General features: G+C 59.4%; 12 protein-coding genes and 1 pseudogene. 5 read left to right on the top strand and 8 right to left on the bottom strand.

The features are described 5' to 3' along the window. Window positions 1-1,217 precede the first annotated feature (1,217 nt). The 3 genes from NNZ72_RS24010 (at window position 1,218) to chrA (ending at window position 3,881) form a co-directional block, all read left to right on the top strand. Window positions 1,218-1,340 (top strand): hypothetical protein, encoded by a 123-nt coding sequence (locus tag NNZ72_RS24010; protein WP_257318196.1) that lies wholly within the window; start codon window positions 1,218-1,220, stop codon window positions 1,338-1,340. Between the two features lie 328 nt (window positions 1,341-1,668). Further along, the gene (locus NNZ72_RS24005) at window positions 1,669-2,481 is read left to right on the top strand and encodes a chromate resistance protein ChrB domain-containing protein (RefSeq protein ID WP_257318195.1); all 813 of its coding nucleotides are present in this window, start codon (window positions 1,669-1,671) and stop codon (window positions 2,479-2,481) included. A gap of 5 nt (window positions 2,482-2,486) precedes the next feature. Beyond that, window positions 2,487-3,881, top strand: coding sequence for a chromate efflux transporter (chrA, locus tag NNZ72_RS24000; RefSeq protein ID WP_257318194.1), 1,395 nt, complete (start codon window positions 2,487-2,489; stop codon window positions 3,879-3,881). Between the two features lie 410 nt (window positions 3,882-4,291). Here the strand turns inward: chrA and NNZ72_RS23995 are convergent, their stop codons facing one another. From NNZ72_RS23995 to NNZ72_RS23980, 4 genes and pseudogenes are all read right to left on the bottom strand, one after another. Continuing rightward, complete coding sequence (locus tag NNZ72_RS23995; protein ID WP_117372427.1) at window positions 4,292-4,567, bottom strand: hypothetical protein; 276 nt, start codon at window positions 4,565-4,567, stop codon at window positions 4,292-4,294. Between the two features lie 69 nt (window positions 4,568-4,636). Further along, window positions 4,637-5,017, bottom strand: a pseudogene (locus NNZ72_RS23990) (DUF6481 family protein). 29 nt (window positions 5,018-5,046) lie between these two features. Next, a complete protein-coding gene (locus NNZ72_RS23985; protein ID WP_257318193.1) occupies window positions 5,047-5,271 on the bottom strand; it encodes a hypothetical protein in 225 nt (74 codons plus the stop codon). A gap of 120 nt (window positions 5,272-5,391) precedes the next feature. Further along, the gene (locus NNZ72_RS23980) at window positions 5,392-5,601 is read right to left on the bottom strand and encodes a cold-shock protein (RefSeq protein ID WP_034806062.1); all 210 of its coding nucleotides are present in this window, start codon (window positions 5,599-5,601) and stop codon (window positions 5,392-5,394) included. Between the two features lie 597 nt (window positions 5,602-6,198). Here NNZ72_RS23980 and NNZ72_RS23975 point away from each other — a divergent pair. Then, complete coding sequence (locus NNZ72_RS23975; protein ID WP_257318192.1) at window positions 6,199-7,173, top strand: sensor histidine kinase; 975 nt, start codon at window positions 6,199-6,201, stop codon at window positions 7,171-7,173. A gap of 94 nt (window positions 7,174-7,267) precedes the next feature. Then, window positions 7,268-7,639: a response regulator gene (locus NNZ72_RS23970; protein ID WP_257318191.1), complete on the top strand. Its 372-nt coding sequence runs from the start codon at window positions 7,268-7,270 to the stop codon at window positions 7,637-7,639. Between the two features lie 137 nt (window positions 7,640-7,776). Here NNZ72_RS23970 and NNZ72_RS23965 read toward each other — a convergent pair whose 3' ends face one another. The 4 genes from NNZ72_RS23965 to NNZ72_RS23950 all read right to left on the bottom strand — a co-directional run bounded on the left by NNZ72_RS23965 (window position 7,777) and on the right by NNZ72_RS23950 (window position 10,306). Further along, window positions 7,777-8,148, bottom strand: a complete 372-nt coding sequence (locus NNZ72_RS23965; protein WP_257318190.1) for a COG4315 family predicted lipoprotein — start codon at window positions 8,146-8,148, stop codon at window positions 7,777-7,779. Between the two features lie 158 nt (window positions 8,149-8,306). Further along, on the bottom strand, window positions 8,307-9,218 hold the full coding sequence (locus tag NNZ72_RS23960; protein ID WP_257318189.1) for an ATP-binding cassette domain-containing protein: 912 nt from the start codon (window positions 9,216-9,218) through the stop codon (window positions 8,307-8,309). An 8-nt stretch (window positions 9,219-9,226) separates the two neighbouring features. Next, window positions 9,227-9,727, bottom strand: a complete 501-nt coding sequence (locus NNZ72_RS23955) for an ABC transporter family protein (RefSeq protein WP_257318188.1) — start codon at window positions 9,725-9,727, stop codon at window positions 9,227-9,229. Window positions 9,728-9,853: 126 nt separating this feature from the next. After that, the gene (locus NNZ72_RS23950) at window positions 9,854-10,306 is read right to left on the bottom strand and encodes a pyridoxamine 5'-phosphate oxidase family protein (protein WP_257318187.1); all 453 of its coding nucleotides are present in this window, start codon (window positions 10,304-10,306) and stop codon (window positions 9,854-9,856) included. Window positions 10,307-10,617: the final 311 nt, after the last annotated feature.

Raw genomic sequence — 10,617 nt, 5'->3', positions numbered from 1 at the left:
TCTTGCTTGTCATAGACCCTACTTCTCACGAATTGGGGTCTCCGGAAAAGCCGGGCCGGTTCAATCAGTCTCAGCAGCGCCAGCAAAAAACATGGCTAGATGGCGCGTGAGCCTATGGGCGCCTCCAGACCTCGATCCTCGATGACGGCGTGTTGCTGACGAGCCACTCACCTAACTCACTGTGATCGCTCCAGTGGACACAAGGGCGGTCACGTCGAGGTCGAACCGTTCTACGGCCTTTGACGCCCTTCCAGAGACCGGTTCGACTAAATGCAGAAAAAAGGAATGCTTCCGGCGGTGCTGTCGCTCAATCTCAGTGTCCGAAATCCTCTGCCCCACGTATATTCCGTCATCGACTTTGTGTCCCTCGACCAAAACAGAATGCTTCACCGTGAATTTTACTGGGGTGATGGTCACTGGTTTCCTCCGTTTGGCAGCACTTTGACACGGACCTGGCGGAAGCAAAACTCGATTACGAGGTGAAGACCTACGTCGTAGGCACTGGCATGCCTCGATAGCCATTGTCGTCGCGACGATCATGAAAAAGCTCGGGATCGAAATCAACCCGCAGATGGGCATCAAGTGTATTCGAGCATCTCCATGATCGCCCCTTAAGTCGACCCTCGCGGGCACTCAATCCTGCGAAGACGGCGTATGGAAATGGCACAAATGCATACAGCAGTTCGAGACAATTTAGATTTTGGAGACCAAGGGGCCGCTCGCAATCTCCGGTAGATTGGATCGAGCGGACATGAGGATAGGTTGGCCGAGCTCCATGATGGCGCCTGATTCGAGGAATGAACATGCCGCACCGGTACCTTCGCCGGATCGTGCCAAAAGACGCGCCGGCCGACGATCTGGCTCGCGCAATTGCCGATATAGACAAGCGACTTGAGCAAATTAGACGCGCTAATGAGCCCATCCCATTCGGCGGCTATTGCGCTCGGCGAATTCTGAGGGAGGCCCACGCCCGCTGCTCCAAGCGAGTGGGACCCCGCATCCCGATACTTTCCAACACACGAGCTGCACGGATCGATTTGATGCCTAGATCAGATCGATCCCGCAGGGACCCGGTTGAGCGATACGAGGCGCTCCCGGGTTTTCCCTATCCACCATCCGAGCCCCAAGATTTAACGGGTTGTCTTGCGCCGATGCCGCGGACAGATTTGCGTTGTCGCAAATCAATATGCGGCCTGCATGCCTATGAAGGGACAACCATGGCCTACGACTGGACTGGCGAAACGACGCGCAAACGCAATCGATTGAAACTGGCAACGGCCATAGTCCTCAGTCTCTCCATCGTTCTCGGCATCCCCGCGGCCCTCTCACCGTTCATCTGAATGCAGTTAGCGAACCCGCACAGAGGCAAGCCAGGCTCGCCTCCTTTTGGGACTAACTCACACTTAAAGACTTACCGTCGAGCCTGCCAAATCATCTGCTGATGGTGGGTTTGGGCGCATTTTGTCGGCATGCATAGCCGCAAATCGCGGAGTTGGTCGCAATCGTCTTTGCGCCCCTCAGACCGCTGATGTCAGTGCGACCATAATTGCACGCCCTTGACATCACGGGGCCGCGATGCAAATTCTCGCCCGTGGGCTAGCGATCGCCCCACGAGGCCACGGCCGAAGAATCGCGTCCTTTGAACCCGAGAAACCGGAGGGACGCGCCATGCCGTCATTTCTTGAAATCACACCCGAAAAACTCAACCGCATCGTCGGCACGCCGAACGCACCGGTGATTGTCGACGTTCGCAACGACGAGGATTTCGCTGCCGATCCTCGTCTTCTGCCCGGATCCATACGGCGCGACTACCGTGCAGTGGCGGATTGGGCGGAACACCTGGCAGGGCCATCCGTCGTTCTGTGCCAGAAAGGCCAGAAGCTCGGCCACGGCGTCGCCGCGCATCTTCGCGCCCTTGGCAAGGCTGCCGAGGTTCTCGAAGGCGGCTTCGAGGCCTGGCGCGCGTCGAAGGCCGCCCTTGTCCCCGAAGAAAAGCTGCCGCCTCGCGACAGCCGCGGGCGAACGGTCTGGGTAACCCGCGCGCGGCCGAAGATCGACCGTATCGCCTGTCCCTGGTTGATCCGGCGCTTCGTCGACCCGTCCGCGGTCTTCCTGTTCGTGCCTGCCGCCGAGGTCGCCGCTGTCGCCGATCGCTTCAACGCCACGCCCTTTGACATCGAGGCGGTCTACTGGAGCCACCGCGGCGAGCTTTGCACCTTCGACGTCATGGTCGAGGAGTTCGGCCTGGTAACCGACCCCATGCTCCGCCTCGCGACGATCGTCCGGGGAGCCGATACGTCGAGACCCGACCTTGCCCCCGAAGTGCCGGGGCTGCTTGCCGCCTCGCTCGGCCTGTCGCGCATGTTCAACGACGATCTCGAACAGCTCGCGGCGGGCATGACGTTCTACGATGCCTTCTACAGATGGTGCCGGGACGCGACCGACGAGACGCACAACTGGCCCAACCCGAGGAAGGCGTGAACACCATGACCGACCTTGCAAAGACCAGCGTCCGCCTGGATGTACCCGGCGAAGACATCGTTCCGCTCTCCGAAGCCGTGAAGGTATGGGCACGTGTGGCCGCGCTCAGCTTCGGTGGCCCGGCCGGCCAGATTGCCGTGATGCACCGCATCGTCGTCGACGAGAAGCGCTGGGTGGGCGAGCACCGTTTCCTGCATGCGCTCAACTACTGCATGCTGCTGCCGGGGCCGGAAGCCCACCAGCTCGCCATCTATATCGGCTGGCTTCTCAACAAGACCAAGGGCGGCATGATCGCCGGCCTGCTGTTCGTTCTGCCGGGTTTTCTCGCCATCATGGCGCTCAGCTACATCTATGTGATCTTCGGCGACGTTACCGCAATCGAGGGGCTGTTCTTCGGACTGAAATGCGCGGTCCTCGCCGTGGTCGTCCAGGCGGTCTTCCGGATCGGCGGCCGGGCGCTGAAAAACAAGGTCATGGTCGCCATGGCGGCGGCGGCCTTCTTCGCCATCTTCTTCCTGCAGGTGCCCTTTCCGCTGATCATCGTCGCGGCCGGGCTTGTCGGCTACATCGGGGGATTGACAGGGCTTCCCGCGTTCAAGGCAGGCGGTGGGCACAAGTCGGGATCGGGCAAGATACTCGAAGACAGGGATTCCGTTCTCGGCGAGGATATCCCGCATCACGCCAGGCCCAATCTCGCCTGGTCGCTCAAGACCTCCGGCGCTCTGGCGGCGCTCTGGCTCATTCCCGTCGCCGCGCTGGTTCTCACGCTCGGCTGGAACAACGTGTTCTCGAAGGTCGGCCTGTTCTTCAGCCAGATGGCCGTCGTAACCTTCGGGGGCGCCTATGCCGTGCTCGCCTACGTCGCCCAGGCTGCGGTGGAACACTACGGCTGGCTTCGTCCGGGTGAAATGCTAGACGGCCTTGGCATGGCCGAGACGACGCCTGGTCCTCTCATCATGGTGACGCAGTTTGTCGGTTTTCTCGCGGCCTATCGCGATCCGGGGGCACTGTCTGCGCTGACGGCGGCGACGCTGGGCGCGATCCTGACGACCTGGGTGACCTTCCTGCCGAGTTTCCTCTGGATATTCGCGGGCGCGCCCATCGAGAAAATGCGCGGCAACGCGGCGCTCGGCGGGGCGATGTCGGCAATCACGGCGGCGGTCGTCGGGGTCATCCTCAACCTTGCGGTCTGGTTCGGGCTGCACGTGCTGTTTGCCGAGGTCAAGCCTGTCGTACTTGGCCCGCTTATGCTGGACGTGCCTGTCCTCGGATCATTGCTTCTGCCGTCGCTGGTCCTGACCCTGCTGGCGGCATTCGCCATCTTCCGCCTCAGGCTGTCGGTCATCACGGTTCTGGCGATTTCGGCCGCGCTCGGAATTGGCTGGCGATTGTCTTATTGATCATGGGCGCCGTGCGGCGTTTATGCAATCGCCGGTCTTTGGAGACCGCTCCCGCCGCCGCGGTCATCAAATCTCGAGGAACAGTATATCTCCACTAGGGCGTAGATATCGACCGACAATGGCGCTCGCATTGTCGATCGATTTTGGGCTCTTGATGGGATTCGAGCTCTTGATCCGACCAAATGTCAGCTCGTTAGCGTCGACGAATCTGCCGCAGCTAAAGGACCCTCCCCAATCTGCCAAGGAAAGGACGCTGCTTTCAGACCAAGGTCTTTGCAGATCAGCCTCGGAGTGGCTTGAGGATACGAGGTGCATCTGAGCTCGATTGGCGGCGGATTTACACGTCAGAACATTTGCATCAGAGCCACTCTCGGTGCAAACCCCGGCCAAATCTCGTTGCAAGTTGGCAGTCAGGCTCGATCGTAGGTGAAAGAAGTCAGCAACGTCGTCACGAAATTGCTCGCCCTCTCCTTGACGAGCACCTCGGTCCACTCGTTGGTCCCTCGAAGTCTCAGATCGGTATAGATGCTGTCGACGGCGGCCTCTTCGATGCGTTTGATATGTGCCTTGAACTTTGTCTCGCCACCAGCGTGGTACATGTCACGAATGACCATGCGCAGGATTTCCTGGATTGCGATTTGCCATGCCGTGTTGATCGCCTGCAGCTCGTTCATGTTCAGTGCCATTTAGGGCTCCCTCCTGTGATTAGACCCCTACATGACGGCGTCATGGTTTAGGTCGATACGAACCAAGAACTAGGCTTGCCTTGCCTTGCGGTTGGCGTAACGCCTGTCGCGCTCGGCCTTTCGCAGCGCCTCATCGTCGACCACCCTCGCTATCCGGGCTTTTTCGGCGCGCTCCCGCGCTTCGGTTTCAGCGGCTATCACGGCCTCAGCGGCCGCCTGCCGCTCCGCCGCCTCGATCTCGATACGTTTCTGCTCCTTAAGCTTCACGCGTTCCCGTTCAACACGTCGTTCTTCACGAGCGTTAGAAATGGCTGTGCGTTCCGCCTGCCTTGCGATCCTAGCGGGCTCTGCCGCGGTCTTTGCCGCACGGTAGGCATTGAGCAGAGCGGCTTTGGCCTCAGCGGATTAGGAGCGGCGGTCGGCGACTTCGTTGTTTCTGGCGTTCTTCATTCTTATCCCGATAGTGAGTGGCGTAGCGATCAGCACGACTTGACGCGTTTGACGATGAGACTGGATGTTGCGGTCATGCGGTCGGCCAACTCCTTGGCAAGGCGCGCCTCTCGCAGCCTGAGGGTCTTGGCATCCCGCGCCTGCGCAACACGACCCAGCTCTTCCACCGCGTTTTTTTTGGCAAAGAACTGCGTCTGCTCGTTGCTGAAGGCGATCTCCGCCTGCTGGCGGGATTTGCTGTGTGCTTCTGTCATGGAACCTCAATGAATTCGGTTAGCAACCGAAACGAAAAAGGCCAGGCAAAACGCCTGGCCTCGATGAAATTGCTTCCGGCAGTGCCAGTACATCCGTGGTCAAAGGGAAGCGAATCTCAATTATGCCGACTGCAGATTGGTCGCCGACATCTTGCCCGACTTGTTGTCGCGCTCGAGCTCGAAGCCGATCTTCTGGCCTTCGACGAGTTCGCGCATTCCGGCGCGTTCGACGGCCGAGATGTGAACGAACGCGTCAGCGCCGCCGTTATCGGGCTGGATGAAGCCGAAGCCTTTGGTGGAATTAAACCATTTTACTGTGCCAGTGGTCATGATGAACCCTTTCAAAGCATAGAGTGAGAGTCCGCGGAAGCGATGCTTCGCGGACGGTGATACGACTATTTTTGAGAGAGAAGGTTCGAATAGAGCGCGGTGCCAATCGCGCGGTAGACAAAGCTCGGCAAGCAAAAGATCGATGACGCATCTATAGGGTATTGAGATTACCACGTCAACGATTAGTTTTCACTGGGCGCTATATCGCCTATAGGTTGCGCCGATCAAACGCCGCATCAAATTCCTGAAAAAGACATGGGTGCGGTAACCATATCAAAGTCGCTGGGTTCCTCATAAGGTATTGAACTTGTAAGTAGGTTTTCAATTGTTGACCACGCTGAACGCGTCGTTATTTTCTTGAGGATTTCGAACCGGCAACTCTGCCGTTCCGCTCGACATATCAACGAGCATGCCCATTAAGTGCCGTGCCTGTTCGGGTTCGATATGATATGATGTCTCTGAACGTCGCATGAGGATTTGCATCCGGCGACTTTCCTGCCGACTGATGGCTCGTGCCCCGCGAGTTTTCGGCCCTCGAGGGCCATTTCTATGTCGAACGCACCAATAGTTCATTTCTAAGCGGCGAGTACGCTTGCCGTGGTGGTTTCATCGAACGAGCCGCTGCTTTTCCTTTCCAGAGACCAGAAGGTCATAGCAGCGAGCACATCGTTCTGCCGGACGTTCGAAATCGATCCTGCGACAATCCCCGGCAGAACGCTCGCTTCGCTTGGAAACGGCGAATGGGCAATGCCCAAGCTCGCCTCCCTCCTGCAGGCGACCGCGTCCGGAAGCGCGCGGATCGAGGCCTACGAAATCGATCTCCAGCGGCCGAACCGCAAAACGCGACAGTTGATCGGCAATGCGCAGATTCTCGACGACGGCGACACGGCGCGTATCCGGCTGCTGCTGGCCATCACCGACGTAACGGACGCGCGTGCCGAAGCGAGACTGAAGGATGACCTTATCCGGGAAAAGGCCATCCTGATGCAGGAGGTCCAACACCGGGTCGCAAACAGTGCCAGCGTGCTCATGCAGAGCGCACGCCAGATTCAATCTGAGGAAGCGCGCGGCCACCTTCACAACGCTCACCACCGGGTTATGTCGATCGCGGCCGTGCAACGGCAGCTTTCTATGTCCAGCGCCGGCAACGTTGAACTGCACACCTACTTCACGCAGCTTTGCGAAAGCCTCGGCGCGTCAATGATCGCGGACGACGGCCGGCTTTCGATATCGGTGAACGTGGATGACAGCGTGGTAGAGGCCGACGTTTCTATCAGCCTCGGGCTCATCGTGATAGAATTGGTGATCAACGCGCTCAAGCACGCCTTTCCGGGTCAACATCCCGGCACGATCGTCATCGACTATTGCTCGACGGGCAGCGACTGGACGCTTTCTGTCACCGACGACGGCATCGGCATGCCGACCGGCAACCTTGCCCCAAAATCTGGCCTGGGGACCGGCATCGTAGAAGCGCTTGCCAGGAACCTGGAGAGTGAAATCCAGGTGAGCGACGCAAATCCCGGCACCGCCGTGATCATCAGGTACCGAGGAAACGCGCGCCGCCAAACCTAACTTCCAGCCGCCGCCTCGGAACGTATCTACAATTGGAACGCTCTATCAGGGAGCGGACAGGCTTCGCTTCAAACGATGCCCTGATGAGGCTCAGATGTTCAACAAAAAGGCGGTCATCCTCGTGGTCGAAGACAGTGCACTCATCCGGATGAGCGCCGTCGATCTGGTGCTATCTGCCGGTTACGAGGCCCTTGAGGCCCGGGACGCCGACGAGGCCATTCGCATCCTTGAAGCGAGAGCGGACATCGACCTGGTGTTCACGGATGTACAGATGTCAGGAACGATGGACGGCATCAAACTGGCGCACTACATCCGCGATCAATGGCCGCCGGTGAAGTTGATCGTCGCGTCCGGCCAAGCAATCATCGAAGACAGCACCCTGCCAACGGGTAGCCGGTTCTTCGCGAAACCCTACGAAGATCACGCAATCGCAGACGCGATTGCCCGTATGCTGTCGAGCCCATAGGGAGACCCGTGCATCCCGGAGGCACATCCACACAACAAACCCGGCACCTTCGACTGAGAAAATTGCCGGCTCCATCCTTCTTTCGTTAAAACTGCGAGCGATCTGAAGACCGCCCGTTCAAAGGATCGCGGATTTGATTACTTGGCCAGATGCCAAACGCCCCCGACGCCGTCGCCATTGGCTTCACCGGCCTTCTTGTCCTCGGCATATGTGTAGAGCGGCTTGCCTTCATAGGCCCACATCTCCATGCCGTCCGCCGCTTTGACCAGCGACCATTCTCCTTCCGCCTTGGCGTTCGCGGCAGCGTGGAATGCCGGCCATTTCTTCAGGCAATCCGCATCGCAGTTGGATTTGCCTTTGGCATCCTTGTCGAAGGTGTAGAGGATCATCCCCTTTTCGTCGGCCAGAGCCTTGCCCATTTTGGTGTAGACCATCTTGGCAGGCTCGGCTGCGAAAGCCGACCCGCCCAGAGCAGATACCAGGCCGATCGCAATCAACATCGTTCTCATGACATTCTCCAATTTGGGAGTGCCGGCGGAATGCCGGTAGCGCCCGATCTAACGAGGAGAAACCCATCAGGGATGGACGAGGTTCCATTTGGCATCACCCAATCGGAGCGCTCAAAAACGGCATCGGGCGTTGAAAATTTGAACCGGCCCAACTGCCGTCACCCCGCCTCCGCCTGACGCCACGCCGCGATGGGTGTTTTTTCCGCCCTGCCGTTCTCGACGGCAAGCACGCTGTCGAAGAAATCGGCGCCGCTCGCGGATCGTATGGGCGAAACGTCGTGCATGACGGCGATCACCGTCGCCTCCGGGCAATGATCCCTGATCGCCTGATGGAAAGCGTATACGGCCTGGGTATCGAGCGCGCTCGTTGCCTCGTCGAGAAACAGGAGGCCGGGCCGGAGCAAAAGGATCCTGGCAAGGACGAGCTTCTGCTTTTGGCCTCCGGACAGGAGCAGGTCCCAGCTTTGGCCGTCGCGGCCATCCTTCAGGAGTTCGTCGATGAGTTCGCCGAGCCCCGCCTCGTGCAACGCCACCGCGACACGCGTATCCGGGTAGTCCTCGGCCGCATCCGGAAGACAGACGAGATCCTTCAAGGATACGGCCTGAAGCTTGACGTCCTGGGCGGCATACAGGGTCCTGACATGCCTCGGCATTGCGATCGTGCCGCGACCATGCGCCCATAGACCGTTGATCGCCTTGAGAAGCGAGGTCTTGCCGCTCCCCGACTCGCCAATGACCAAGGTCCACTCGCCCGGCAGGAACCGTAGATCAGCGGCGGCCAGAAAAGGAAGATCCGCGCCCGCATGCAGAAGTTCGATCCGCCGAAGAGCGAGGCCGAGCGCGGAATCCTGCTTGGTATACTGGAATTCGTACAGGCCGGTTTGCGAATAGAAAGCCTCGGGCCGCTGAACGGTTTCGATCGCCTCCGCGAGATCGGTTATGCGGCGGGCGTTCGCCCTGAGCGTCGCAATGTCGGGCATGACGTGGATGAACCACGAGCACTCGTTGATGAGTGCATTGGCCAGCTCGGCACCCGTAACGTAGTGCTGCAGGCTGACCTTGTTGTCCATGTAGGGAATCAGGCCCGGCGCATAGCCGATCCGGCCGCGTCGGATCCGAATTGCTGAAGATGGAAATGCGTGTGGTTAGTATCGAGCAGGGCTTCGTTGAAGCGTCGGTCGAGCCATTCGCGCCACTTGCGGTGGAGCGTGGTCGAAAAGAAATGGCGGACTGCCGTGAAACACACGTCCTTCATGATCGCGATCGCGGCAAGCGTTGCCGCTGTTGTCAACAGGGCCGTGGGCGTGGTGGGTGTGGTCGGATGGTGGAAATTGGCGATCCGGTTGATCAGTTCGCCCGAGGTGACAGCGAACCAGACGCTGGCCTGGGCGGACAATGCCGTCAGCACAAGGATGGCGCATGTCAGTCCCCAGGCCTCGCGCCAGCTTTCGGAAAACCAGTAGGCGCGCATCAGGCCCCAGAAGCTGCGCATTGACGAAACCGGGCTTGTATGGCCGCGCGTCTCGCCGCCGATCATCCTTCTGACGGATGAGCCTATTCGCCGGGCATGACTGCGCATGGCAACCTCATCTCCCCGAACCGATGCAAGCAGAAATCTGGCGCAGGCGCCGCAGTTGTCAAATCGAGACGACGAGCCGAGCGCCGAGACCTTGAGGCTCGCTCACATGAATACCCCCGCCTGCCGTCAGGCCATCGTTGCTTGCCGCCCCGACAATGTGTCGATCTCCACGCGATAGAAGACCGGCCGCGTTTGCGCATCCGGATGCGCAACCCCTTCAGGCTTGTAGGCGCCCGGTTCCCACCAGTTGCCGCGCTCCTGCAGGAGCTGCCAGGCGCGCATATGTTCGCCATGGTCCTTTTCGTCGTCAGGCAATTCCCGATAGAGGCCCTCCAGAAGGACGCTTTTCCATTCCTCCGAGGTCACCAGCTGTTCGACCTGCACGCAGACGCGCGGATTGAAGCGAAGGCTGTCGATCTTCTTTCCCGGCAGTGAAAAACTGTAGAAGACGCGTTTCTGATAGACGTAGCGGATCGGCACGACATAGGGCCGGTTGCCGGAGATACATCCCAGATGGCCGATGGAGTTCGTCGAGAGCGTGGCCTCGCATTCCGCCCTTGTCATATCCCGCAAAATCATTTCGACCTCCCGGCATGGCTGCCATGGAAAGCGGGGCGATGGACGTCCGCCGCCTGCAATCGATTTTGCGCCTTTTCAGGCGCTGTGGCAAACAGCGGCAACACGGCGGGTTTGCTCTGGAACAAGGACGGTCATGGAGCGTTGAGGTGAAGTGAAGTGCCGTCCGCACATGCCACCTACGGCAAGACGATCACGAGCACTCACCGGAGCCTGTCATGGACATCACCACCCTTGTTATCATCCTCCTTGTCGTCGTTCTCTTGGGCGGCGGCTTTTATGGCCGTGGGCGCTGGTATTGAGCCACATCGTTC

The organism is Shinella pollutisoli, from assembly GCF_024609765.1.
Lineage (GTDB): Bacteria > Pseudomonadota > Alphaproteobacteria > Rhizobiales > Rhizobiaceae > Shinella > Shinella pollutisoli.
The sequence above is the reverse complement of the archived record's forward strand: the minus strand, read 5'-3'. Positions and strand labels throughout refer to the sequence as shown.

Coding starts and splice junctions, on each gene's coding strand:
- NNZ72_RS24010 (WP_257318196.1), top strand. CDS start 1,218: ATGGCCTACGACTGGACTGGCGAAACGACGCGCAAACGCAATCGATTG.
- NNZ72_RS24005 (WP_257318195.1), top strand. CDS start 1,669: ATGCCGTCATTTCTTGAAATCACACCCGAAAAACTCAACCGCATCGTC.
- chrA (WP_257318194.1), top strand. CDS start 2,487: ATGACCGACCTTGCAAAGACCAGCGTCCGCCTGGATGTACCCGGCGAA.
- NNZ72_RS23995 (WP_117372427.1), bottom strand. CDS start 4,567: ATGGCACTGAACATGAACGAGCTGCAGGCGATCAACACGGCATGGCAA.
- NNZ72_RS23985 (WP_257318193.1), bottom strand. CDS start 5,271: ATGACAGAAGCACACAGCAAATCCCGCCAGCAGGCGGAGATCGCCTTC.
- NNZ72_RS23980 (WP_034806062.1), bottom strand. CDS start 5,601: ATGACCACTGGCACAGTAAAATGGTTTAATTCCACCAAAGGCTTCGGC.
- NNZ72_RS23970 (WP_257318191.1), top strand. CDS start 7,268: ATGTTCAACAAAAAGGCGGTCATCCTCGTGGTCGAAGACAGTGCACTC.
- NNZ72_RS23965 (WP_257318190.1), bottom strand. CDS start 8,148: ATGAGAACGATGTTGATTGCGATCGGCCTGGTATCTGCTCTGGGCGGG.
- NNZ72_RS23960 (WP_257318189.1), bottom strand. CDS start 9,218: ATGGACAACAAGGTCAGCCTGCAGCACTACGTTACGGGTGCCGAGCTG.
- NNZ72_RS23955 (WP_257318188.1), bottom strand. CDS start 9,727: ATGCGCAGTCATGCCCGGCGAATAGGCTCATCCGTCAGAAGGATGATC.
- NNZ72_RS23950 (WP_257318187.1), bottom strand. CDS start 10,306: ATGATTTTGCGGGATATGACAAGGGCGGAATGCGAGGCCACGCTCTCG.